Source organism: Streptomyces himastatinicus ATCC 53653, assembly GCF_000158915.1.
GTDB lineage: Bacteria > Actinomycetota > Actinomycetes > Streptomycetales > Streptomycetaceae > Streptomyces > Streptomyces himastatinicus.
This window is the reverse complement of sequence record NZ_GG657754.1, coordinates 8,598,585-8,623,602: the sequence shown is the minus strand read 5'-3', so window position 1 is coordinate 8,623,602 and position 25,018 is coordinate 8,598,585. Positions and strand designations below refer to the sequence as shown.

13 protein-coding genes and 5 pseudogenes are annotated in these 25,018 nt (G+C 70.9%); 9 read left to right on the top strand and 9 right to left on the bottom strand.

Annotation, left to right across the window (positions count from 1 at the left end; translation table 11 throughout):
- Positions 1-15 precede the first annotated feature (15 nt).
- Positions 16-8,364, bottom strand: coding sequence for an SDR family NAD(P)-dependent oxidoreductase (locus tag SSOG_RS36960; protein ID WP_078510491.1), 8,349 nt, complete (start codon positions 8,362-8,364; stop codon positions 16-18).
- A gap of 629 nt (positions 8,365-8,993) precedes the next feature.
- Here SSOG_RS36960 and SSOG_RS36955 point away from each other — a divergent pair.
- Together SSOG_RS36955 and SSOG_RS36950 are read left to right on the top strand one after the other, a co-directional pair.
- A complete protein-coding gene (locus SSOG_RS36955; RefSeq protein ID WP_009719393.1) occupies positions 8,994-9,752 on the top strand; it encodes a 3-hydroxyacyl-CoA dehydrogenase in 759 nt (252 codons plus the stop codon).
- Between the two features lie 248 nt (positions 9,753-10,000).
- Complete coding sequence (locus SSOG_RS36950) at positions 10,001-11,158, top strand: acyltransferase family protein (RefSeq protein ID WP_039939567.1); 1,158 nt, start codon at positions 10,001-10,003, stop codon at positions 11,156-11,158.
- Here SSOG_RS36950 and SSOG_RS36945 read toward each other — a convergent pair.
- The 4 genes and pseudogenes from SSOG_RS36945 to SSOG_RS36930 form a co-directional block, all read right to left on the bottom strand.
- Positions 11,145-11,330, bottom strand: a complete 186-nt coding sequence (locus tag SSOG_RS36945; RefSeq protein ID WP_009719391.1) for a hypothetical protein — start codon at positions 11,328-11,330, stop codon at positions 11,145-11,147. The two genes, SSOG_RS36950 and SSOG_RS36945, sit on opposite strands and share 14 nt — an antisense overlap.
- Positions 11,331-11,367: 37 nt before the next feature.
- Positions 11,368-11,670: pseudogene (locus SSOG_RS51580) on the bottom strand (beta-mannosidase); the annotation flags it as partial.
- 270 nt (positions 11,671-11,940) lie between these two features.
- Positions 11,941-12,330 (bottom strand): annotated as a pseudogene (locus SSOG_RS36935) (ATP-binding cassette domain-containing protein); the annotation flags it as partial.
- Between the two features lie 110 nt (positions 12,331-12,440).
- Positions 12,441-14,366: a glycoside hydrolase family 5 protein gene (locus SSOG_RS36930; RefSeq protein WP_039939565.1), complete on the bottom strand. Its 1,926-nt coding sequence runs from the start codon at positions 14,364-14,366 to the stop codon at positions 12,441-12,443.
- Positions 14,367-14,377: 11 nt separating this feature from the next.
- On the opposite strand from SSOG_RS36930, the gene SSOG_RS36925 reads away from it, so the two are divergent.
- The 6 genes from SSOG_RS36925 to SSOG_RS36900 all read left to right on the top strand — a co-directional run bounded on the left by SSOG_RS36925 (position 14,378) and on the right by SSOG_RS36900 (position 21,533).
- Positions 14,378-15,109, top strand: a complete 732-nt coding sequence (locus SSOG_RS36925; protein ID WP_342634373.1) for a TetR/AcrR family transcriptional regulator — start codon at positions 14,378-14,380, stop codon at positions 15,107-15,109.
- 372 nt (positions 15,110-15,481) lie between these two features.
- Positions 15,482-16,480 carry a substrate-binding domain-containing protein gene (locus SSOG_RS36920; RefSeq protein ID WP_009719386.1) on the top strand — a complete coding sequence of 333 codons (999 nt, stop codon included), beginning with the start codon at positions 15,482-15,484 and terminating at the stop codon, positions 16,478-16,480.
- A 78-nt stretch (positions 16,481-16,558) separates the two neighbouring features.
- Positions 16,559-18,094, top strand: coding sequence for a sugar ABC transporter ATP-binding protein (locus SSOG_RS36915; protein ID WP_009719385.1), 1,536 nt, complete (start codon positions 16,559-16,561; stop codon positions 18,092-18,094).
- A gap of 7 nt (positions 18,095-18,101) precedes the next feature.
- Positions 18,102-19,115 (top strand): ABC transporter permease, encoded by a 1,014-nt coding sequence (locus SSOG_RS36910; protein WP_009719384.1) that lies wholly within the window; start codon positions 18,102-18,104, stop codon positions 19,113-19,115.
- A gap of 50 nt (positions 19,116-19,165) precedes the next feature.
- Positions 19,166-20,254 (top strand): zinc-dependent alcohol dehydrogenase family protein, encoded by a 1,089-nt coding sequence (locus SSOG_RS36905; protein ID WP_009719383.1) that lies wholly within the window; start codon positions 19,166-19,168, stop codon positions 20,252-20,254.
- Positions 20,247-21,533, top strand: a complete 1,287-nt coding sequence (locus SSOG_RS36900; protein ID WP_009719382.1) for a DUF4380 domain-containing protein — start codon at positions 20,247-20,249, stop codon at positions 21,531-21,533. Before SSOG_RS36905 ends, SSOG_RS36900 begins: the two co-directional genes overlap by 8 nt.
- A 131-nt stretch (positions 21,534-21,664) precedes the next feature.
- Here SSOG_RS36900 and SSOG_RS36895 read toward each other — a convergent pair.
- From SSOG_RS36895 to SSOG_RS36880, 4 genes and pseudogenes are all read right to left on the bottom strand, one after another.
- A pseudogene (locus SSOG_RS36895) lies at positions 21,665-21,853 on the bottom strand (sugar kinase); the annotation flags it as partial.
- A 22-nt stretch (positions 21,854-21,875) separates the two neighbouring features.
- Positions 21,876-22,516, bottom strand: a pseudogene (locus SSOG_RS36890) (bifunctional 4-hydroxy-2-oxoglutarate aldolase/2-dehydro-3-deoxy-phosphogluconate aldolase).
- A 179-nt stretch (positions 22,517-22,695) separates the two neighbouring features.
- Entirely contained in the window at positions 22,696-23,451 is a 756-nt protein-coding gene (locus SSOG_RS36885; RefSeq protein ID WP_009719379.1) for a FadR/GntR family transcriptional regulator, read from the bottom strand.
- A gap of 68 nt (positions 23,452-23,519) precedes the next feature.
- Positions 23,520-24,263, bottom strand: a complete 744-nt coding sequence (locus SSOG_RS36880; protein ID WP_106516706.1) for an SDR family NAD(P)-dependent oxidoreductase — start codon at positions 24,261-24,263, stop codon at positions 23,520-23,522.
- 119 nt (positions 24,264-24,382) lie between these two features.
- Here SSOG_RS36880 and SSOG_RS49460 point away from each other — a divergent pair.
- Positions 24,383-24,634: pseudogene (locus SSOG_RS49460) on the top strand (beta-galactosidase); the annotation flags it as partial.
- Between the last annotated feature and the right edge of the window lie 384 nt (positions 24,635-25,018).

The following is a 25,018-nucleotide window of genomic DNA, read 5'->3' as shown; positions in this document are numbered from 1 at the left end:
CGTCGTCCTGTCTGCTCAGTTCGCGATGTCCAGCGCGTCGAGCTCTTCGTCGCTCATGCGCTCGATGAGGGCGATGCTCCGCAGGATCTGCTCGGTGTCCGGTGCCGCGGTGTGCCCGGAGGGGGTACGGCGTTCCAGCTCGGCTGCCATCTCGGCGAGTCCGGGCGCGTCGAAGACGACCTTCACCGGAAGCTCCACACCGGTCCGCTGCGCGAGCAGGTTGATGAGGCGGGTGGCGAGCAGCGAATTGCCGCCGAGGGACAAGAAGTTGCTCCTGGCGCCGAGTTGGCCGGTGTCGATCATCAGCAGTTCGGACCAGGCGGCGGCAATGGTCCGCTCGGCCTCGGTCAGTGTCCGGTCCCGCGGCGGTTCGGTGCGGTCGGTGAAGGCTTCGGTGTCAGTGGCGGCATCGGTGGCGGCTGCGGTTTCGGGGATGGCGAGCGTCCCGGCCGCGCGGCCGACCCAGTGCCTGTCCCGTTCGAACGCCGTCAGCGGAAGGGGCGCCGGTCGGCGCGTCCCGCGGTGCAGGCCGTCCCACGGCACGTCGATACCGCGCACCCACAGCTCGGCGAGGTGGTCGAGGTCACGGTCGGCCACCAGACCGGCCAGGAACGCTTCGCCCCGCGCCCCGGACAGTACGGTCCCCAGCGGGCCCGCGTCGTGCTCGGCGTTGCCCCGGTGGACGGGTACGGCGGGGGTCGCCCCGTCCGCGAGCGCGTCCCCGGTCTCCGCGGGGCCCGCGGACTGCTGCGCCAGGGCCTGCCTCAGCTCCTCCAAGGAGCCCGCCACCACGGCGAACCGCTCGGGCTGCGCCTCGCGGCCCAGCTGCGAGGTGTACGCGATGTCGGCCAGGCCAGCCGGGCCGTCGCCCTCCAGGTAGGCATGGAGCCGCCGTACCGCCGTCCGCAGCCGCTTGGGAGTGGCGGCGGACACCACCACCAGTTGGGGGGCGGGGTCGTCGGGCTCCGGCGCGGCGGCACCGGTCGGTGGAGGAGCCTCGACGACCAGGCTGACGTGGCTTCCGCCCGCAGCCACCGAGTTGATGAGCGCGCGGCGGGGCGCCGGGCAGCTGTCGGGACCGGCGGCGCCACGCGGTTCCCAGGGCGTCAGCCGGTCGCACAGCCGCAGTGCGGTGCCGTCGGCGTCGAGGTGGGGGTTGGGGGAGCCCGCCGCCACCAGCGGAGGCAGCTCCTGGTGGCGCAGTTGCAGGATGACCTTGGTGAGCTGGGCGATCCCGGAGGCCGCCTCGGGGTGTCCGAGGTTCGACTTCACCGTGCCGAGCGCCACCGGCTCGGTCACCCCGTCGAACACCTCCCGCAGGGCCTGGAATTCGATCTCGTCGGAGATCGTGGTCCCGTTGGCCGCGGCCTCGACGTACCCGATGGAGTCCGGTCCGGCACCGGCCTGCTCCAGCGCCCGCCGCATGACCTTCACCTGGGCCCGGTGGCTGGGCCGCATGAAGCCGTTGGACCGGCCGCCGTGCAGCGAGGACGTGCCCTTGATGACCGCGTGGACCCGATCGCCGTCGCGGACCGCGGCGGCCAGCGGTTTGAGCAGTACGGCGCCGACGGCCTCGGCCGGGAGGTAACCGTCCCCGTCGCGGAAGCTGCGGCTGCCCGGGTGGCTGCCGAGCAGCTGCAACTCGGCCAGGGCGATGTACTTGTCCGGGTGCACGGTGAGGTTGATGCCTCCGGCGACGGCCAGTTCGCTCTCGCCGCGCCGCAGGTCGGCGCAGGCGAGATGGATGGCGGTGGCCGACGACGCGCACATGGTGTCCACGGCGAGGCTGGGGCCCTCCAGGCCGAAGAAGTGCGAGACCCGGTTGGCGATCATGTTGTACGAGGCCGCCGAGGTGACCGCCGCGAGCGCGGGGTCCGACGCGTCGGCGCGGTAGAGCTGGTACGCCGCTCCGACGTAGACCCCGACGCGCCGCTCGTACCGTCGCTCGATGACGGACTGGGTCACGCCGCTCTCCTCCAGCAGATGCCACACCGTCTCCAGGAACAGCCGCTGCTGCGGGTCCATCGCGGCGGCCTCGCGCGGCGAGATGCCGAAGAGGAGAGGATCGAACCGGTCGATGCCGTCGAGGAATCCGCCCCACGGACCGGGTCCCTCCCCGGTGCCGTCGGCCGACTCGTGGTCCCAGCGGCCGGGCGGCACCGCAGTGACGGCGTCCTTGCCGTCGCGCAGGTTGGCCCACAGGGTGTCGAGGTCTTCGGCGCCCGGATAGCGGCCGGTGATGCCGATGACCGCGATGTCCTCGCCGCGGTGGTGGACGTCCGCGCGCCCGATCCGTGGCTCCGTCTCGTCCCCGGTGTCCGTACGGTGCGACGGGGTCGGCGGAGCCGTGGCCACCGGCTCGGTGGTGGCGGTGTCCCGGACGGGCGGCGCCAGCGGCGGAGCAGGGACGCCGAGCAGCGTACGCAGGGTCTTGGGATGGTCGGCGACGAAGTACCGTGCCAGCTCGCGTACGGTCTCGGCCTCGAAGAGCAGCGTCCGGGACAGCGGCCCGAAGTCCTCCTCCAGCCGGGAGATCACGTTGACCGCGATGACGGAGTCCATGCCGTACCGCTCCAGTGGCGAGTCGACGGCGATGCGCTCGGGGCCGAGCTTCAGGGACGATGCCAGCAGCCGCCGCAGATGGCCCACCGCCCTGTCCTCCAGGGCCCGGTCCGCCTCGTCGTTCGGTGCCTCGGGCGGGACGGCCGCAGCGGGCTCGGGGACGGCGGGCTCGGGGACGGCGGGCTCCGGGGCGTTGCCGGGCAGTCGGGACAGCAGCTCGTCACGGCGCCCCACCAGGACGAGCAACCGGCCGTCGGCGAGGCCGTTGTCCCGCGCGGCCATGGCGCACCGCAGCGCCTCCAGTCCGCGCAGTGTGTCCAGCGGTGCCAGACCGGCGCCGCGCAGGCTCTCCCGTACCGCGTCGCCGTCCATGCCGCCCTCCTCCCACAGCGGCCAGTTGACGGACACCGTCGAGCCGCTGCACAGCCCGGCGCCGACGAGGCGGTTGCGATACGCGGCGTAGGCGTCCATGAACGCGTTTCCGGCGGCGTAGTCGGCCTGCCCGGGGTTGCCGAACGCCCCCGCGGTCGACGAGAAGCACAGGAACACCTCCAGTGGCTGGTCCCGGCTCAGCTCGTCGAGGTTGACCAGTCCGGCGACCTTGGGCGCGAGGACGCGCGCCAGCCGCTCGGGGCTCTTGCGGAGGAGGAAGCCGTCGTCGATGACCCCCGCGCTGTGCACGATGCCCGTCAGTGGCCCGTGATGGTCCGCCACATGGGCCAGCACACGCTCGACCGACGCCCGGTCGGTCACGTCGGCGCGCTGGTAGTCGACGGTCAGCCCGGCCGTACGCAGCTCGTTCAGCGAGTCCCGTGCCTGCGCGCTCAGGGGCGACCGGCCGGTGAGCACGACGGTGGCCCGGCCTGCCGACGCGGCGACCTCCTTCGCCACGATCCGGCCGAGTCCTCCGGCGCCGCCGGTGATGAGGTAGACACCATCCTGCTTCCACGGCTGAGCCTGGGCCCAGCGAGAAGCGATGGGTACCGGCGTGGCGACGAGCCGGTGGCCGTCGCGGTGGCGCACCTCTGGTTCCGGGTCGCGCACCGCTTCAGCGGCCAGTCGGGCGGCGACGGTGGCCGGTGGCGGCGCGTCGAGGCATTCGACGTATCCGGTGTGCAGGAGCGGGTTCTCCTGGTGAGCCGTCTTCAGCAGGCCCGCCAGCCCGCCGAAACACGCGAGGCGGTCCCGTTCGGCTTCGGTGGCGGGGGCGCCGACGAGGGCGACCTGGAGCAGCACCGGCCGTCGCACCCCGCCCTCGAGGATCCCGTGGGCCAGCGTGAACACGCGCTCGGCGGCCTGCGCGTACTGGCGGTCGAGCGCACCGTCCTCGGGTTCCATGAAGTGGCACGCGGCGGCGGGCAGGGCGGCCCGGAGGACATCGCGGCCCCCGGCCGTGAGGTGGCCGATCACCAGGACGTGGTGTTCGGCGAATGTGTCCTCGGAGTCGCCGCCAGGACGGGGGCCGCGCTCGGCCCACTCGGGGCGCAGCAGCACCATCTCGTCCTGGTTGGTGGAGCCCTGTTCCGTGGCGGCCTGCTCGGGGGCGGTCTGGCGCGGCTCCGTCGTGGTCCGGGTCCCGGCAGCGAGGTCGAGGTCGAACCAGCACCGCTCCCGGGCGAAGGGATATCCTGGCAGGCTGATGCGCCGTACCGCAGGGGGCGACGGGTACAGCGTGTCCCACGCCACGGCGGCTCCCTCCGCCCACATGCCCAGCAGCCGGTCGGGGGTGCCATGGGCGGTCCATTCGGCGAGGGCCGCCCGTAGCGCGTCGCCGTCCGCCCCGGCGGTCCGCCCCCGGCCCCGGGGCGCGGTGCCCCGTACCCAGGCTCCCGGGCGCCCCGGGCCGGCGGCGAACGACTCCAGCCGTGCCCGGGCGGTCTCGATGGAGGTAGCGGCGAAGGCCAGCCGCTCCTCCAGTGCCATGCGCCCGACCTGGAGGGTCCACGCGACATCGGGGAGGTCGTCCTCGGTCAGCTCCGCCAGCCGGGCGTGCAGCCGGCGTGCCTGTTCGACGAGTTGGGCCTCGCTCTGGGCGGAGAGTACGAGCAGGGCAGGGCGATGCAGTGTGTCGAACCGCGCCCGGCGCGGAGCCGGCTGTCCGTACTCGGCGATGACGACGTGGGCGTTGGAGCCGCCCGCGCCGAAGCCGGAGACACCCGCCGTCCGCGGATGCGTCCGCTGCTCTCCGTCGTCCTCCAGGACCGGTCGGCGCCAGGGCTCGACCCGCTGCTGCACGCTCAGCGGTGTGCCGGTGAGGTCGATGTGCCGGTTCAGCACGCCGGAATGCAGGCTCGGCACCAGCTCCCCGTGCCGCATCTGCAGCAGCACCTTGGTGACACCCGCGATGCCGGCCGCGCCCTCGCAGTGGCCGATGTTCGACTTGACCGAGCCGATCGGAAGGTCCGCCGGCAGACCGCCCCTGGCATGGAACGCCTTGGCCAGCCCCGCGATTTCGATCGGGTCGCCGAGGGCCGTCCCCGTGCCGTGGGCCTCCAGGTAGCCGAGCGAGCGGGGGTCCACGCCCGCGGCGGCAAGCGCCTCGGTGATGACCTGGCCCTGCGCCGCCGGGGAGGGCACCGAGTAGCCGGAGGTCCGCCCGCCGTGGTTCAGCGCGGTCCCCTTGATCACACCGTGGATCTGGTCCCCGTCGGCGACGGCCCGCTCGAGGGGCTTGAGCAGCACCGCGCCGACGCCCTCGCCGGGCACGTAGCCGTCGCCGCCCTCGCCGAAGCTGCGGCAGCGGCCGTCGCTGGAGAGGAAACGGCGCTGGCTGAGCATCAGGAACTTGTTCGGGTGGGAGTGGAGGTTCACTCCACCCGCGAGCGCCGTGTCGCACTGGCCGCTCCTGATGGCCTCGCAGGCCAGGTGGATGGCCGTCAGCGAGGACGAGCACATGGTGTCCACGGTCATGCTGGGGCCGGTGAAGTCGTAGAAGTACGAGACCCGGTTGGCCACGGTGGAGGCGCTGCCCGACAGGGCGGCGGGCACGCCGCGGTCCTGCGCCTGTGCGCCGTAGAGCTGGTACTCCTGGTACATCACACCGACGAACACGCCCACCTTGCCCGGCAGCTCGCCCGCGTATCCGGCGTCTTCGAGCGTGTGGTGGGCGCACTGGAGGAACAGGCGCTCCTGGGGGTCGAGGAGTTCGGCCTCGTGCAGCGAGATCTGGAAGAACAGGGGATCGAACCGGTCGATTTCCTCGAGAAAGCCGCCCCATCTGCCCGAGGAGGAGCCGCCGACATCGGCGTGGCGCCGGTGGTCCCAGCGCTCCGCCGGGACTTCGCGGATGCAGTCCCGGCCCGAGCGGAGATTCCGCCAGAACTCGTCCAGGTTCGCCGCCTCCGGATAGCGGCCGCTGACACCGACGATGGCGATGTCCGTCGCGGCGGGCGCCGGAGCGGTGGACGGGTACGCGTCCGCCGGGGCATCCACCGCGCCATCCGCCGGGGCGTCCGTCAGGGGGCGGGTGCTCAGTCCGGCCAGGTCCGCGCACACCCGGCCGTGTTCGTCGAACACGGTGATGTCCAGCCGCGCCGAGGTGTCCTTGGGCCCGCTGCCCGGCTGATGCCGGATCCAGGCGTAAGCCGTCCCGGGGGTGGGCGCGGACGCCTCCGCGCGCTGGAGGGCGAACGGCAGGGCAGGACGCGACGACGAGTCGCTGAATCGTTCCGCTGCCAGCCGCAGACCGATGACGGCTTGCAGCGCGCCGTCCACGATGCCCGGGTGGAGCCGATAGCCGTCCAGCGGGTCCGCCGCGACGGGCAGCCGCAGCTCCGCCAGCGCCTGGGGTCGTCCCGCCCCGTCCATGCCCACGCCGAGCGCGGCCAGCGAGCGCTGCGCGGGGCCGTAGTCCATGCCCACCCGGGCGTAGATCCCGTAGATGTCGGAGGAGGCCAGTGTCCGTTCGACGCAGGCCGTGCGCAGCTCGTCCAGGCTCGGCAGGCTCCGGTCGCCGGTGTCCGACAGGTCCGCACGGCCCTGGCCGCACAGGGTGAGTTCGCTGTCGGCGCCCACCTGGTGGATCGTGTACTCCCAGCCGTGCCCGGGCAGGGTGCGCACGTCCACGCGCAGTTCCAGCCCTTCCGGGCCGCACACCGCGGGCCGCAACCACACCACGTCGGTCAGTCGCACCCGGCCCTGCTCCGCCCCCTCGAGGACACTTGCCACCGCGGCGCGCGCCATCTCGAGTTGCGCCACCCCGGGAAGCACCCGGGCGCCGTGTATGTGATGGTCCCGCAGGAACGGCTCGTCACCGTCGAAACGCGCATGGCCGACCACGCCCTCGCCGTCCCGCTCGACGCGGTGCAGCATCGGGTGCGGGCGTGGCGGCGTCTCCTCGTCCGGCGCCGGGCGGGAGTCCACGGTGACCGCCGTCGTCCCGCCCAGGGCCTCGGCGAGGTACGTGGCGACCGCGCGCACGGTCGGGCGCTCGGCGAACACCGCGGGCGTCAGCGCCAGTCCGTAGCGGTCGTTGAGCCGGGCGACGAGCCGGGCCAGACCCGTCAGGTCAAACCCGAACTCCTCGAACGCCGCGTCCGGGTCCACCTCCTCGGCCGGTACCCCCAGCAGCGCGGAGATCTCGTCGGTCAGCGCGGCGCGGGTGGCGGAGGGCGAGTCGGCCGATCCGTTTCCGTCCGGCACCCCGGCGGTCCGGCCTTCGAGCCACGCCGCCACTTCGACGACCGACGGGTACTCGAACATCAGGGTCGGCGAGAGCGACAGGGACAGCCGGTCTTCCAGATCGGGCACCAGGGACACCAGGTCCGCCGAGGTCAGGCCCAGTTCGTAGAAGCCGCTCCCGACGTCGACCTGCGCCGTCGGTACGTCCAGCCGTGCCGCGATCAGTTCGCGCAGCGTGGCCACCACGTCCGGTCCGGGGTCCGCCGCGACGGTCACCGACTGCCCGGCCGGGTCTCCGGCAGGGGCGGAGAGCCCCGCGGTGTGCAGTACGGGCCCTTCCCGGACGTCGAGGGCCGACACGTCCCGGACCCGCTTGGCCGAGAGCCTGCCGACCTCGGCGACCTTCGCCCCGGTCTCGTCGTAGAACTCCACCGCCAGACGCATGAGTTCGTCGTCCCGGTGTGTCGAGGCGGCCGGGACCCGGACGAAGCAACGACTGCCCAAGGGGGCATCCGCCCGGAACGACTCGAAGACCAGCGGCAGGTACAGGCCCTCCCCCGCGTCCCCCTCGTAGAGCATGTGGCTGCCCACGCTGCCGCCCAGTAACCCAGCCTCGAACAGGGCCGGGTGGAAGAGGAAACCGTCCGCGCCCTCGCGGTGTCCGGCGGCCAGTTCCAGCTCCACGACCCAGTCATCGGGGCGGCGGTGCACCACGCCCTCGGACTTCATCAGACCCGAGTGGACCAGGTCCTGCTGCCGGAGCCAGGTGTAGATGTCGTCGAGCGTGGTTGCCCGATGGTCTGCGGTCAGCGGGAGCGGCAGTCGCTCCTGGAAGGCGGGGGCGGTGTAACGGTGTGCCGTCGCCCTCGCGTGCAGGACATCGGCCCGGTCCTGCGGGCGCCTGCTGCGGACCTCGATCCGCCACCCTCCGGCGGGCGCGGGGCGTCCTTCGACGGTGGTCAGGACCTCTTCGCCCGGTGCGGCGACGAGCGGCGCGAGGATGGTGAGGTTGCGCAGCTCGATGTCCCGCATGGCGTGGCCGTGCCGGGCGAGGACCTGTAACACCAGGTCGACGTAGCCGACGCCGGGCAACAGGCTGCGTCCATGGACGACATGCCCCTTCAGCAGAGGGTTCTCCGCGGTCACGGTGAATGTCGCGGCGAACGTCGGCGAGTCGGACACAGGTAATCCATCCCAGTGAGTCGTTGTCCAGCCCGGAGCAGGGCGAACCGGCGATGGGGTCCGGTCCGTTTTCCATGCACAATTTCCACGGGAACACGTCGTCCCGGAGTTACATGTACGTGCGTCAGCGCAAAGCAATGCGAAATGCGTCGGCGGGCCCGGAAACCCTGGGGCCACATAGCCCAAATGCGCCGGACGACCGTGAACATCGCAGGTGGACAGCACAGCGGTACCGACCTGCTCAAAGAGGTGGTAAACCCGCTACATACAGCCGAAAATCACGATTTCCCCGTTTCCCCCGTTGGCACAGAAGCTCCGCGATGAGGCTCATCGCTCCTGTCCGCCGTTCCGTACGGCAGCCGGAACGCTACCCAAGGCGTGCGACCAAAGGCAATGAACACAGCGTGATCATCCGCTCCGGCCGGAAAGCGGAGCGTAACGGCGGCAGGTGAATGCGGAATCAGCCGATGAAGTCGGCAGATGCGGGATAGGATCACCGCCCATCACCCGCGGAGCCGGCCGTCTGCCGCCTCCGGCCCATGGCATGACAGCGGTTGCGGCAGCTCAGCGTGATTGCCGACCGGGGCTGCCAGGGATCTTTCACACGGCTTCGGAACGGGGAGCGATACGTGCGTATCGAAGGAAGCGTCGCGCTGGTCACCGGTGGAGCGTCCGGCCTCGGCCTGGCGGCGGTACGTGAACTGCGCGACCGGGGAGCCCGCGTGGTCATCGTCGGCCGGTCGTCCACGGGCAAGGAAGTGGCGGAGGAGCTGGGCCCCGGGGTGCACCACTCCCCCGGCGATGTGACCAGCGAGGAGGACATCGCCTCCGCCATCGAACTGGCCGAGACCCTTGGCCCGTTGCGCATAGCGGTGAGCTGCGCGGGCATCGGCAACGCCTTCAGGACGGTGGGCAGGACCGGGCCGTTCCCGCTGGCCGCGTTCAGCAAGGTCATCCAGGTCAACCTGATCGGCACCTTCAATGTCATCCGGCTCGCCGCGGCACGGATGCACGAGCGCGAAGGAGACGGCGAGGAGCGCGGCGTCATCGTCAACACCGCCTCGACGGCCGCGTTCGACGGCCAGATCGGGCAGGCGGCCTACGCAGCCTCCAAGGGAGGCATCGTGGGCATGACCCTGCCCATCGCCCGCGATCTCGCGGAGTCGGGGATCCGCGTGGTCACGATCGCCCCCGGTCTTTTCCGCACTCCCATGTTCGACGGCTTCCCGGCATCCACGCTCGACGCACTCGGGCAGCAGGTGCCACATCCGGCCAGGCTCGGTGAACCGGCGGAATTCGCCACGCTCGTGGCGCACATCGTGGAGAACCCGATGCTCAACGGCGAGACCATTCGGCTCGACGGCGCCCTCAGAATGGCGCCGCGATAACCGGCACTTTTCGGCCAGTTCCAGCCACGACCCCCTCATGGATGGCCGAATTCCGTCTGTCCTCCAGGAACGGTCTTCCGTTTTGATGATCGCCAGCTTGTGCGCTTCGTTCGGGTGCCGAATGGCCCGTGCCGCCCTCTCCGTTGACGACCATCCGAGGTGCGACAGCGCTCGCGAGCGGTTTGCCCGTGGCAGTGGCCACGGGATCCCAGTTCCGGCTTCTTCACAGTCTGGAGACCAGGAAGCCCATGTCCGATGAGCCCTCTCCCGGCCGTCTTCCGTCGCTGACGAGCCTGCGCTTTCTCGGCGCCCTCCTCGTCGTCTGGTACCACGTCACCTATGTCTCGGGGATTTTCGACGGTTCCCTGCACACATCGCTCGGCACCGTCTTCCCGTTCGCCTCGGGCGCGGTGACCTTCTTCTTCGTCCTCTCCGGATTCGTGCTGACCTGGGCCCACAAGCCCGGCACCCGGGCCGTCGCGTTCTGGCGCGGCCGGGCCTGCAGGATCTTCCCCAACCATGTGCTCAGCTGGACGGCGACCCTGGTGTTCTTCGCCGTCACCACCACGGAAGTACCCATGGTGTCCGCGCCCGCACACGACGCGGCAGCGGCGCTCACCAACCTCTTCCTGGTCCAGGACTGGGTGCCGGACGCGGATCTGTACTCGGGTTTCAACACACCCGCATGGTCGCTCAGCTGCGAGGTGTTCTTCTACGCGCTCTTCCCGGCGCTCATCGTGGCCGCACGCAGGATCCCCACGGAGCGGCTGCGCCGGGTGTGGACGGCGCTGGCGGCGCTGATCTTCCTCATGCCACTGGTGGCCACCGCCATCCCCGGGCCCCAGCTGTACGACTGGATGCCGGTCAACGAGCGCAGCATGTGGTTCATCTCCGCCTTCCCGCCCGTGCGCCTGCTGGAATTCCTGCTCGGCATCGCCACCGCCCGCCTGATCCAGACCGGCACCTGGCCACGCGTCAGCCGTCTGACGGTGATCCTCGCCTTCGTGGTGTACATCGGTGTGCTGCCCGCCCTGCCTCCGCAGTACGTGATGTCTACGGCGATGGCGCCACTCATCGCACTGGCCATCGCGAGGACGGCCCTCGCCGACATCGAGGGCCGCTCCCGGCAGCTGGCCAGGCCCGTTCTGGTCTCCCTGGGCGAAACCACGTTCGCCCTCTACGTCGTGCACTTCCCGCTGCTGCTGGCGGTGCGCCACGCCATCGGTCCCGACCCGGATCTGAGTGCCGGCGCGGGCTTCGCGATCGTCTTCGCGCTGATCGCCGTCTCGGTGGCCCTGTCGCTGGTCGTGCTCCGGTTCGTGGAACTCCCGCTGATGCGCCGCTGGGCACGCAGCCGTCGCACTCCTGCCCCGGGCCGACCTGCAAGCGTCTCTACGACACCTTGAAGGAGATCTTTTCCAGCACGGGTCCGGCGCCGGACACCTGGCCCTCGGAAAGCGCCTCGGAGTACTGACCATCCGTCTGGAGCGCGCTCAGGGCCGCCGCGGAGAGATGGACGGTGATGCTGATTCCGCCGTAGGAACCCGGGGCCCGGTCAATGCTGATCTGGTTGCTCATGCCCCGGGACGCTACCCGAACTCCCTGTCCCCAGAGCCCTTTTGAGCTTTGATGGCAAACGGCGGGGACAACGCTCCGGCGGGTGGTATCCGTGCACCGGGTACGTGGCCAGCACGCTGCGGCTGGTCTCGTGGACCAGGAGCGCGGGCCTGCCGTGCGCATCGGTGGCGACCACGCGGGCATCCCGGGGGACGACGAGGAGGTACGCGCGGGAGTCCTCGTCGTCCGCCACCGGGAACCGCAGGGTCTCCCCCGGTGCCAGCGGGCCGAAGTCCTGCGTGAACGTCATCTCCAGAGGGTCGTCCTCGATGGGCTCCGCCACCCCGTACGAGAGCTGCAAGGTTGGATACGCACACCCCGCACGGAATGCACCGACCGACTCCTCATCACCGGTGAACGACACCTGCGGACGGTCCTCGACCAGTATGCCGAGCACTACAACGCCGGAGGGAGAGCTCGATGCCACGGCGCCGCCGGTGGGCGCGGGCCGGATCGCGCTCCCGGGGTCCGGGGCGCCGTACCAGCACGGTTTCGGCCGGCCCCCTGTCCGTCCCGCCGGGCCGCCGGGCGGGCTGCGCGGCCCGGGTCGAACCTGCCGCACTCTCTCTGCTCATGAGGGCTTCCCCGCCGCGTCCGCCGAAGTGGCGGCGGCGCCGGTACCCGTCCGCTGGACCTCGTCGCGCAGCAGCTCCCACAGCTCGCCCTGGAGCGCGGCGAACCGCGGGGCGCGGCGTATCGCCCCGGTGCGCGGGCGCTCGAACGGCGGGTGAGGTTCGGCGATCACCCGGCCGGGTCTGGCCGACATCACCACCACCCGGTCCCCGAGCACGATGGCCTCCTCCAGGCTGTGCTGGAGGATGGTGCGCAGTTGGGCGTCGAGCGCGGCGAACGGCTCGTCCAGGAGCAGCACCTCCGGCTCCACCGCGAGCGCACGGGCGATCGCCACCCGCTGCCGCATCCCGCCGGACAAAGTGGCCGGGTAGGCATCGGCGAAGTCGGCAGTAGTCCTGTGAGATCATCGCGGCCGGATGCCGTCGGCCCGCGCGCGGATCTCCACCTCGCCGCCGCGGGCCGGAGCAGCCCGGGGTGAGTCCGCGACGTGGGAATCGCTCAGGTCAGGCCGCGGCACAGCAGCGCGTCCGGGCTCCCGGAGCTGCCCACCCGGGTGGTGAAGGCGATGCCCGCGGCGTATTCGCCGGCCGCGCACTGGCCCTTGTAGTCGCCGTGGGCGAAGTCGCCCCCGGCGGCGTCGGCCGGCCGGTTGTCGGACCGATCGAACCACACGGTGCGCCCCGTGGTACCGAGCGGGGCGCGGGCCGGGGCGCACAGCGCCGCGGACACCCGGGCGTCGCGGCGGCTGTAGCCGATGAGGAAGGTGTCCGTGGGGCACTGGAACTTGGTGTAGCCGGACGCCCAGTCGCCGCCGGCGGGCACATACCGCGCGTCCGTGACCACCGTATGGGCGGTGCCGGGCGCGCGCAGATCGTCGGCGGTGGCATCGGTGCACAGCCCGCGCCCGGTGGTGCGGCCGAGGCCGATCAGCCGCAGCCCGTCGGGGCAGGTGGCCTTGTAGGCCCCCGGATCCCAGTCGCCCCGAGCCCGCTCGATCCGCGATTGCACACGATCGCCGTGGTCGGTGTCGAGCATCCGCCAACTGGTGACGGGGGCGACCGGCCCGGAGCGTCCGGGCGCCGTCATCAGCCGCTGCCACGCTGTGGCGCGCCAGTCCGCCTGGTCCAGGATCCCGTAGCGGCGGCCCGCGGCGTCGTAGCGCAGCAGCGACCAGTCGCTGCCGCCCTCCCAACCCACGAGCGGCCAGTAGGCGAAGTCGGCGTCGTGGTCGGCGAAGTAGTCGGTGATGTTCGCGAACCAGGCACGGGAAGCGGTACCCGTCTCGCCCGAGCCGATGCCGAACTCGCTGATCCACACGGGTGCGGTGTAGTGCTTTCCGGTGTCCTCGGCGACGAAGAACGCCTGATCGGAGAGGACGCGGAACAGATCCTCACGGCTCAGGTCCTGGTAGCGGGGGTCATGGGTTTCGCCGATCCCGGTGGCGCCGCTGTGGCGGGGACCGGTGTAGCCGTAGAAGTGTGCGGAGTAGACCAGCTTGTGGGTGTCGACCAGGGTGTGCGAGAGAGTGCGCGCGGGGGCCAGGGTGGGACGCCCATGGGGCAGCCCGTCGACGGGGAGTCCCGTCCAGTTGATGCCCTCGATCACGATGAGGAGGTCGGGGTCGCCCTCGGTGAGGATGCGGTCGGCGGCGCGCTGCGCGGCGGCGTACCAGTCGTGTTCGTCGCCGAGCCCCCAGTTGGGGTCGTCGAACACATCTCGGCGCACCTCGTTGTACAGATCGGCGCCCACCACACGGGGATCGTCGGCGTACCGGCGGGCCATGAAGACCCAGTCGTCCGTCCACGCTTGAGTGGACTGGCCGCTGTTCCACCGCTCGTTGCCGTCGATTCCGCAGCACCAGCGGCTGGTGTTGGTGTGGTTGTTGAGGATGACGGCGAACCCGTCGCCGGTGAGCGCGGACACCACGGCGTCGAAGACCTGGAGTGGTGTCTTTCCCCGCAGTTGGAGGTTGGCCGCGACGGCGCGGTCCGGTACGGACGCGCTCGTGTGGATCATCTCGTTGGAGAACGGCAGCCGGATGCTGTTGATGCCGAGCCGGTGGAAGTCGGCGAGCAGTGTGGCCAGCGGGACACGGTCCAGGCCGAGGGGGATGCCGTAGGAGTTCTGTCCGGAGTGGTGGTTGGCGGGATCGTCCTTGGCGCCACTTCCCGTCCAGGACCCCTGGGCGCCGTCCCAGTTGGCCGACTTCAGCCGGAAGCGGTCACCCTTGGCATCGACGATGTACCGGCCACGGGTCGACAGGGGTGGCTGCCAGGTGTCGGCCAAGGGGGTGGCGGCGGGCGGCGCGGTGGGCCGTTGTGCCGTGAGCTGTTGAGCCGTGGCGGTCGGTCCCGGCGTCGTGGCCAGCAGCGCGAGGATCGACGCGATCCCCATCAGATAGCGGGCTGTTCTCCTGGTCGGCATGTGGCCTTCCCGTGGGAGGGGGCTGGTGCCCGAAAGCGGCTCCGCCGGATCCGGCGTGCCTGGGCGCCATAGTGGCCGCTCCTCATGCCCCCGTCCAGACATCGGGCTCCGCCGCGGCTCCTGTCGCTGGCGGACCTCGAAGACGGAACGCGCGCGGCAGAAAGCGTGATGCGGACGCCACGCGGGCCGCCCTGCTCGACGCTGCCCGCGACCTGTTCGCCCGCCACGGATATGACGCGGTGACGGTTCGGGACATAGGCGAGCACGCCGGTGTCGACGCCGCCCTGATCGCGCGGTATTTCGGCGGCAAGGCTGCCTTGTACCGGGCGGCGGTGGACGAGGACAGCCGGAACGTGACCGTGTCGCCCGAGACGCTCGACCTGGGGGCCTTCACCGTAGAGGCGCTGCACCGAGCCGACCGTAGAGGCGCGCCGGGCCCTCTCGTCCAGGCCCTCCTCTCCCGGAGCGACGTCCCCGAAGCACGTGCCGCCGCGGCAGACGAATTGCGCACCCGCCTGATATCTCCGCTCGCCAACCGACTCGCGGCCGAGGGCGCCGACGATCCGGCCGGCCGGGCCGAGGTCCTGATCTCCTGCTTGATCGGCGTCATCGCCCTGCGCACGAGCAACCTCTTCGAGGACCTGTCGTCAATGAGCCCTGAAGCGATCGGCGCCACCCTCGAGGCCGCCGCACAAACACACACCGAGTCCACACAGCGCGCGCCCGGCTCCGCCGCCACCTGAGCCGTCCACTGCGCCGTTGGGCGTGCGGTCACCCCAGCGAGGTGGGCCGCCGCAGAAGGCCGCGAACCGGGCAGCCCATCATCGACGCCGCCGCCCGCCTGGTGGTCGCCACCGCTCGTCCCGCCCAGGCAACCGGGCCGACGCCCTCATCTGGAGGGGCTCCGACCCGCCCCGCGGCTCAACCTGTCTGCATCCTCAACCGGTGCGGCCGCCGCGCGGGCCCGCGCCGAGTCGATCAACGAGCCAACCGTAGGCATTAATTATTATTTAATCTTGACGTGGCTGAAAAGCGCTGCTCATACTCGGAGCACACACCGCAGTGCCCCGTTCTGCACTCTTTGCGGTGCTTACTCTTCGGTCTGGAGTGTTGCTATGAGTTTGTCCAGACATCGTGCCCGCAACGCCGCCATCGTGGTCCTCGCCCTGGTCCTGACAGGGCTCGGCGCGACCGGATGCGGTGGCCGCGTGGGTGAGGGCGGGCGAGTGGGACTGGTCTATATGGACGCCCAGGGCTACTACGCCGGCGTACGCAAAGGCATGCTGGACTCCTCGCGGAAGCTGGGCGAGGACGTGCAGATCCTCGAAATCAACGCCCAGGGCGATGCCTCGAAGGAGAGCAGGTTCGTCGACACGGTGAGCTCGGCGGGTGTGAAGGCACTGGTCATGTCACCGGTCTCCACCACCGCCTCGATCCCCGCGGCCAAGCTCGCCCACGACAGCGGCGTCAAGGTGATCTGTTACAACACCTGCCTCACCGACGCGGCCACCCGCAAGTACGTCAGCGCTTGGATCCTGGGCGACCCGGTCAAGTTCGGGGAGCTGGCCGGGGCGAAGGCCGCAGAGTACTTCATCTCCCGCCACATCACCGCCCCGCGGATCGGCGTCATCAACTGCGAAACGGTCGAGGTCTGCCGACAACGCCGGGCCGGCTTCCAGAAGGCGCTGTCCGCCCGGCTTCCCAAGGCCCGCATCGTCGCCAACCAGCAGGGCACGACCATCGACTCCGCGGTCCAGGTCGCCGACCGGGTGCTGACCGCGCACCACGGCCTCGACGCCTTCTACGGCGAGTCCGGCGGCGCAACGATGGGGGCCGTCAAAGCCGTCCGCCAGCACGGCCTCATCGGCAAGACCGTGGTCTTCGGCAGTGACATGACCACCGACCTGGCGCGCGAACTGGTCGACAACCGGATCCTGAAGGCCGATGTCGACATCTCCGGGCGGGTCGTGGGCAAGCTGGCCGCCCGCACGACGGCGCAGGTGATCAGCGGCGGGAAACTCGGCTCTCAGGTCGTCGCGGCGCCGGTCGAGCTGTACTCCACCCCCCGGCAAGCACGGAAGTGGCTCGCCGCGCACCCCGACGGCCTGCCGTAACCGGCACTGAGGCCGTGGTCGGCAGCGTGCAGGGACCAGGGCCGAATCCGCTTTCCCCACCGCACCCGTGGAGACACCATGACATCAGCTGAGCCCGCGCCGGGCCGCCCGGCCGGCCCCCCGGTGGCGACCGCGACCGGGCTGTGCAAGCAATACCCCGGCGTCCGCGCCCTCGACTCCGTCGAATTCACCATCCACAGTGGCGAGGTACGGGCCCTGCTCGGCCGTAACGGCGCCGGCAAGTCCACCCTCATCCGCCTGCTGTCCGGCGTCGAGACGCCCGACGCGGGTGAGGTGGTCATCGGTGGAGAGCCACTGGGGGACGGCGGAGTACGCCGCGCGGCCGAACTCGGCGTGGCCACGGTGTACCAGGAACTCAGCCTGGTGCCCGAGATGACCGTGGCCGAGAACCTCTTCCTCAACGAATGGCCCAGGCGCGGCGCTGCCGGGATCGACTATCCGCGCATGCGGCGCGAGGCTGCCGAGGTCCTCGGCGAGCTGGAGGTCCCCGTCGATCCCGGCGCGCTGGTGGGCACGCTGCCGCTGGCTGAGCAACAACTGATCGAGATCGCCCGGGCGGTGCGCCGCCGCCCCCGGCTGCTCATCCTGGACGAACCCACCAGTGCGCTGGCGGCCGAGGAGACCCACACGGTGCTGTCGGCCGTGCGCAGGATCGCCGACTCGGGTGTGGCCGTCATCTACGTCAGCCACCGTCTGGACGAGATCCGCCAGGTCGCGGGGAGTGTCACCGTTGTGCGTGACGGGCAGGTGATCGACACCGTCGACGTGCGGGACGCGACGACACCGCAGATCGTCGCCCTCATGCTGGGCACCACCGTCCAGGAGGCCGCAGCGCTGGAACCCCGGACGGTGGACCGGACCCGCACCCCGCTGCTGTCCGTGCGGGGACTGAAACTGCCGCCGAAACTGCACGGGGTCGACTTCGACCTCTACGCCGGCGAAGTGCTTGGCATCGGCGGCCTGCTCGGCTCCGGGCGCAGCGAGCTGCTGCGCGCCATTGCCGGATTCGAGCCCCGGGCGGAGCGGGTGATCGAGGTGGACGGGGCCCGGGTCGCCCGGCCCACCGCCGCGGCGATGAAGAAGCTCGGCCTGGGCATGACCCCGGAGGACCGCAAGGGCGCGGGCATCGTCCCGATGCTGGGCGTGGGCGAGAACATGGTGATGTCGTGGTTCGGCGGTGTCAGCCGGCGCGGCAGCATCTCGCCCGCCCTGGCCGAACGCGCCGGACGTGACCTGGTGGAGCGGCTGTCGGTCAAGACACCCCGGCTCTCCACTCCCATCGTCAACCTCAGCGGCGGCAACCAGCAAAAGGCCGTGATCGGCCGGTGGCTGCACGCCCGCAGCCGCATCCTCCTGCTCGACGAGCCGACCCGCGGCGTCGACGTCGAGGCGAAGCAGCAGATCTACCGGTTGGTCCGCGAACTGGCCGGCAACGGGGCAGCCGTGGTCTTCGTCTCCGGCGAGCTGGAGGAGCTGCCCCTGGTGTGCGACCGGGTCGTGACACTGCAGCAGGGCCGGATACACCGCGAGTTCACCGCCCCCGACATCACCCTGGACAACATCATGGCCGCCACCATGGCGGTGGAAGTGTGAGGCACCCATGTCGTCGACGACTCTGACCCACAAGCCCGGCGGCTCCTCCGCCAAGGGCACCACGACTTCCCGGCAGCTGCTCCATCTCAACGAGTTGGGGCTGCTCGCCGCCATCGTGGTGCTGTACATCGCGTTGAGCGCCAGTGCCGGAGGGTTCCTCGACACCCAGAACCAGCTGGGTATCCTCCGCGACGCCGCGAGCGTGGGCATTCCCGCGCTCGGGGTGACCCTGGTGATCATCGCCGGGGAGATCGACATCAGCATCGGTCCGGCCGTGGCCTTCGCCTCGGTCATCTTTGCCAAGGGCGCGTCGGAGTGGCATCTGGGCATCGCCGGAGCCTTGGCCCTCACCCTGGTGGCGGGCATCGCGTGGGGGGCCTTCGCCGGGTGGCTGCGGGCCCGGTTCGCGGTGCCCTCCTTCATCGCCACGCTCGGGTTGTGGAGCGCGCTCGGCGGCCTCGCCCTGTATGCGACGGACGCGCTGCCCGTCCCGCTGCCCGCCTCCTCCTTCATCGACAGCCTCGGTGGCAAGTTCCTGGGAGTGCCCACTCCGGCGGTCGTCTTCATCGTGCTCTTCTTCGTCTTCTGGTACCTGGCCCGCCGCACCGCCTACGGTCGTTCCGTCTACGCCACCGGCGGCAACGCCGCGGCGGCTCAGCTGGCCGGCATCCCGATCCGGCGCATCCGGGTCACGCTGTTCGCCACAACCGGTGTGCTGGCCGCGCTGACCGGCATCCTTCTGGCCGCCCGGCTGGGTTCGGGCAACGGCGGCGCCGCCGCTGGGCTGGAGTTCGACGTGATCGCAGCGGTGGTCATCGGCGGCACGGCCCTGGCCGGCGGGCGGGGCAGCCTGATCGGGACGATGCTCGGCGTCATCTTCATCAGCGTGATCGCCAACGGCCTCGTGCTGCTGGGCGTCAACCCCTTCCTGCAGAACGTCGTACGCGGCGTGATCATCGTCGCCGCTGTCCTCGCCAACGTGATCATCGGCAGACGGGGGAACGCCACGCGCGTGTCATGAACCCTCCTCCGTTCTCCCATGCTTCCGACAACACCCCCTCAGGGACCCTTATGAGCGCCACCACCTCACCCTCTCTCCCCGCCACGATGCGCGGCGTCTATCTCCCCGGGGACAGCACCGCCTCGGTGCGCTCCGTCGCGGTGCCGGAGCCCGGCCCCGGTCAGGTCCTGCTCCGGATCGGCGCGGCCGGCATCTGCGGCAGCGACATCGGCTACATCTACCGGGAGCACAAGACGCACCGAGGTGTCGAGGGCCCCGCCTACCGAGGTGTGATCGCCAGTCATGAGCCGTCGGGCACCGTGGTGGCCGCCGGACCCGGAGTGCGCGCGTTCGGTGTCGGTGACCGGGTGGTGGTGTACCACATCGCCGGCTGCGGCCGGTGCGACGCCTGCCGCCGCGGCTACTTCATCAACTGCACCTCCCCGGAGCGGGCCGCCTACGGCTGGCAGCGCGACGGCGCCGCCGCCGACTACCTCGTCGCCGACGAGTCGACGCTGATCGCGCTGCCCGATGAGCTGAGTTTCGTCGACGGCGCGCTGATCGCCTGCGGCTTCGGCACCGCCTACGAGGGGATCCGCCGGATAAACGTCAGCGGCGACGACGACCTGCTGGTCGTGGGCCTGGGGCCGGTCGGACTGGCCGCCGGCATGATCGGCCGCGGCCGCGGCGCCCGCCGCGTCATCGGTGTGGAGCTGTCCGAGGAACGACGTGCGTGGGCCGACGGCCTCGGAGTGTTCGACGCCACCGTGGCGCCCGGAGAGGCGGGCCCGGTCGTCGCGGAGCTGACAGGGGGCCGGGGCACGAGTACCGCGATCGACTGCTCGGGAAGCCGCCCGGGGCGTTCCACGGCCATCGAGCACATCGCCGAGTGGGGCCGGCTGTCGCTGGTCGGGGAAGGCGGCACGCTGGAGACCGAGGTGTCGGATCCGTTGCTGCACAAGCAGGTGACGATCTATGCCTCCTGGGTGACCTCCCTGCCCGCCATGTCGGAGCTTGCCCGGAGCCTGGTGCGTTGGGGGATGCGACCGGAGAGCGTGGTCAGCGACCGGTTCGCCCTCTCCGACGCGGACACGGCGTTCCGGCTCGCGGCCGGGGCAGGACGCGGCAAGGTTGTCCTGGTGCCGGATCTCGATGGCTGAGCGGACGGCCGGACAGGCGCTGCGTGGAGACGGGGTGAGGGTGGTCCGCACCCCGGTCGGCCCCTACGAACTGGTCCGCCTCGACGCGGGGGCGGTACAGCTCACCGCCGTGCCGGCGCTCGGCGGCAGGCTCCTGTCGTTGACGCTGCACGGCCGGGAATTCCTGTACCGCAACGCGCGGTTGCTGGACGGTGGCCTGCGCCCGCGCCCCGGCGTCCGGCCGGTCCCGCAGGACGGTCCGATGTCGGCCTGGCTGAACTGGGGCGGCGACAAGACCTGGCCCGCACCGCAGGGCTGGGACGGACCCGGGCAATGGTCGGGCCCACCGGACTCGGTCCTGGACTCGGGACCGTACGAGCTGCGGCTCACCGTCCAGGGGGGAACAGCCCAGGCGGTCATGACCAGCGGCGTCGAACCACGAACAGGTCTGCGCATCGAACGCCGCGTCACGCTCACCGCGGGACGGACGGCCTTCACCCTGGAGAACACCCTGACCAACGAGTCGGACCGGCCCCGACGGTGGGCGGTGTGGAATGTGACCCAGTTGGCCGGCACAGCTCCCGGGTCCTACCCCGCCGGGGGCGTCTACGTGGGCACCGCCGATTCCGGACGTCCGGAGACGGTCGGCCTGATCGCGGGCACCGGCCGCCCGCACGTGCACCGCACCGGCATTGGCACGCTGCACGTCCCGCACCAGGACGTGGTCGGCAAGGTGGGCTTCCCCGACGCTGCCGGGTGGCTGGCACACGTCGCTCCACAGGGCACGCTGACCCAGCGGTTCGAGGTTTCCCCCACGGCCCGCTACCCCGACGCCGACTCGCGGGTCGAAGTGTGGCTGGAGCATCCGCTGCACGCACCCCTGGACCACTTGGGAGGCTTGCGTCCCCGGGACCGGATCGTGGAATGCGAGGCGTTGGGCCCCCTTCAGGAGCTTGCTCCCGGGCAGTCGACGCGGCTGACCATGGAGATCGGTGTCGGCGCCACCGCGGGCCCGGTCGAGACGGTGACCTCCTGGGGCTTTTGGTCACGGCTCCCCCGGCTGGAGAACGGACGGCTGGCCGGGGTATTCGTGCCCTTCCGCGACGGGTCCCTGACGGCACTTCCGTCCCGGGGAGACGGCGAACCGGTCCAGTGCGGCACGCTGGTCGCAGGGGAAGCATGTGCGTTCGATGTCCAGCCCGGCCGGCTTGCGGCGACCGGGGCGGACGCGTTGGTCGTCGCCTCGGCGCCGGACGGCTCGGATGCGACAACCCTCGGCTTCCTCAGGGGCAGCAGATGATGACGTTCTGCTCGGGGTCCGTGCCGCGGATGAGGGCGTCCCAGTGGACGAGGAGTGGCCGGCTCTATCGGTCTCCGCCGTCACGACGCTCAGACGTGCCGGCCGTGCTCGTGGCCGAAGACCCGTGGCGTGGGCAGCACATCAGCCGGTGTGACGGCCGAACCCGCGGAGCCGGAGCGGGAGTAGCTGACGCGGGTCAGCGTGCCCATACGGGGTTCGGTCAGCAGCAGCCCCGTGGGGCGACCGGTGTCGTCCGTGACGGCGTAATCGGTGTCGACGCCCTCGGCGCGCAGCGTACGCAGCACCAGCGCGCCGAGTTCGCGGTCCGAGTGGCCGGGAACGTCACGATGCTTCCCTCGTGATCGCGGCGCGGAACGCGGCCGCGCGGGTACGGAGCGCACCGAGATCGCCGCCTGCGGCGGCATCGCCGATCAGTGGCGAGCCCACGCCGACGGCGATCGCGCCATGGTCGAGGTAATCGCGGGCGGCCGCCGCGTCCACTCCCCCGACGGGTACGAAGGGCACCTCGGGAAACGGGTCGCGCAGTGCCCGCAGGTAGCCCGGTCCACCGAGGGAAGCGGGAAAGAGCTTGACCGCCGCTTGACCGCACAGGCGCCCCGGGCGAGGGCGACCTCTATTTCGCTCGGCGTCAGGGCGCCCATCAGCACCGGTACGTCACCGATGTCGCCGGACCGCGGGACGTCGACGAGCACCGGGTGACGAGATACGACGCGCCGGCGGCCACGGCGCGGGCGGCGTCGTCGGCCGTGCGCACGGTTTCGGCACCCACCAGCGCCTCGGGGCCGAGTTCGGTACGCGCCCGCGCGATCACCGCCGGGGCGTCGTTCGTGGTCAGCGAGACCTCGATGGCCTCGATGCCCTCCTCGGCGAGGGTGAGTACGGTGCGCAGTGCCGCGTCGGGGACATTGCCACGCACGATCGCACAAAAGGCGGTGTGCTCGGAGTGATTCCACGAGTTGCATCGGATGGGGCTCTCCTGGTGTGCGGGATGCCTGAGGGCGGGGTTGTGGTGCGTCACCATCCGGTGAACGGTCCGTCGGTGCGCCGCCATCGGGATTGCGTCAACGGTGTCCCGGGCCGGCGGCGATGCGCGGGAACAGTCGGCGGGGACCCACCAGGGATATCTCAAGCCCGGTGGTTCTCACGAGGGTTCTTCCCGCACGGCCCCCGTGGCACCTTTGCCATATTCGTCGCATTCGTCCCCTGACTGCACGGCCGCCAAGTCCTCGGATGCTTGAGTGAGCAGCGACTCGACAGCCGCCACGGCGGCATCCGGGTCGCCCGCTTCGACGGCTCGCAGCAGTTCCCGGTGGACCGGCAGGGAGTCGGAGGTGTGCTGGGCCCCGTGCACGATGCGGTCCCGTATGCGCAGACCGGCCTCGATGACGACCTCCATCCGGCTCAGCAGTTCGTTGTGCGCGGCGTCCAGCAGGGCACGGTGGAAGGCCAGATCGGCCTCCACCATCGCATCCGCGTCCGTCCCGGCCCCTGCCATGGCATCGAGCGCCTGCCGTATCGCGTCCAGGTCGGCGTCGGTGCGGCGGGTTGCGGCGAGCCGGGCGCCGGCGGGCTCGACGATGGCGCGGACCTCGGCGAGGTCTTCCAGGAAGCCCTCGCTCGGAGCGCTGCTCCCCTGCCAGCGCAGCAGGTCACTGTCGAGCAGGTTCCAGTCGGCACGGGGCCGGATCGTCGTGCCGCGCTTCTGCCGGGATTCGATCAGCCCCTTGGACGCGAGGACCCGCATCGCCTCGCGCACCACGGTCTTGCTGACGCCGAGTTCCGCTTCGAGTTTGTCCGGGTGCAGCGCGGAGCCCGGTGGGATGTCACCGCGGATGATGCGCCGGCCTATCTCCTCCACGGCCTGGCCGTGCAGCCCCTTACCGAGATGGATCACCACGTTCTCCGTTTCCGCTCAAAGCCCTGTGCGCGGGACCCGCGCACAGCTCACCGCCTCGCGCCCACCGCTCACGAGGACTCCTTCATGACGCTCCATCCTCCATCAACCACAAGGCTGGCGCCGGTCACATAGGAGGCGTCGGCCGAGGCCAGGAAGGCGACCGCGGCGGCCACCTCGTCCGGGTGCCCGAACCGCTGGGCCGCCGTGGCCAGCACGCTGCGGGCCCGCTCGGCCTCGGAGACCCCCTCCCATGCCGCGGTGAGGATGGGGCCGGGCAGCACGGTGTTGACCCGGATGTGCGGCCCGTACTCGACCGACAGCTGCCGCGCGAGAGAGCACAGCGCGCCCTTGGCCGCGGCGTAGGCGGCATGGCCGGGCAGGCCGATGACCGCGTGCACCGAGGAGGTGAGGATGACGGACCCGCATGCCTCGCGCAGCGGGTCCGCGAAGGTCTTCATTCCCCGCCAGGCCGGTTTGAGCAGCACGGCCATCTGACCGTCCCACTCGGCCTCGCTCAGTTCGTGGGCGGGCTTGTTCAGCTGGGCGAAGGCGTTGCTGTGCAGCACGTCCAGCCGCCCGTAAACCTGGTCGACGTGGCGGCCCAGGTCCTCCCAGCCGGAGGCGGAGGTCACGTCGCAGCGTACGTATTCCGCCCGTTCTCCGCTCTCCAGGATGGCTGCCGCGACCGCCTTCCCTCCCGCGTCGTCCACGTCGGTGACCACGACCGCCGCGCCCTCGGCCGCGAGCCGGCGGGCCGTGGCCGCGCCGATACCGTGCGCGGCGCCGGTGATCACCGCGACTCGCCCCGCCATCCTGCGGCATTCCGTCATCGCGCGCTGTCCCCTTTCGATGCCGAGGGCCACCATAGCCCTTTCAATTAATAATGCATATATCTTGACGGGCCTGTGGTCCCGCTCCAACACTGGCCCGCATGCAACAGGCACATGCGGTAGCGATCGATGCCCGGCGGCGCCTGCGTCCGGCCGGGCTCGCTTTCGGTGGCGACTACAACCCCGAGCAGTGACCCGAGGAGGGGTGGGCCGAGGACGTCGCGCTGATGAAGGAGGCGGGAGCCTCCCTGGTGACGGCCGGCATCTTCTCGTGGGCCAAGGTGGAGCCGAGGCCCGGGGAGTACGACTTCACCTGGTTCGACCGGGTCATGGACAACCTCGCCGGAGCGGGTGAGTGCCGGGAATTATGTCGATACAGCAGATCTACCTACTCGCCTGCCAGACCTTCCGATGGCTTGCCCTGGTCGCCCGCTCGAATGCAACCAAGGACGCAGAGACCTTGATGCTTCGGCAGTAACTCGCCATCGCCGGACGCGCCCAGCCACAACCCCGTTTCTCCTGGAGCGACAGGCCCGTCATGGCGGCACTGCTCCGACTCGTCAACAAGCAGCGGCGATCACAACTGGCCTTGCTGGGCTCTCCGCGGTCGGTCCTGCGCTGGCACTCACGACTCATCGCCTGGGAATGGACCTACCCAACCCATCGTCCAGGTCGGCCACCGAAACCAGAGGCCCTACGCCAACTCGTCCTGCGTCTAGCGAAGGAGGACCCGGGAT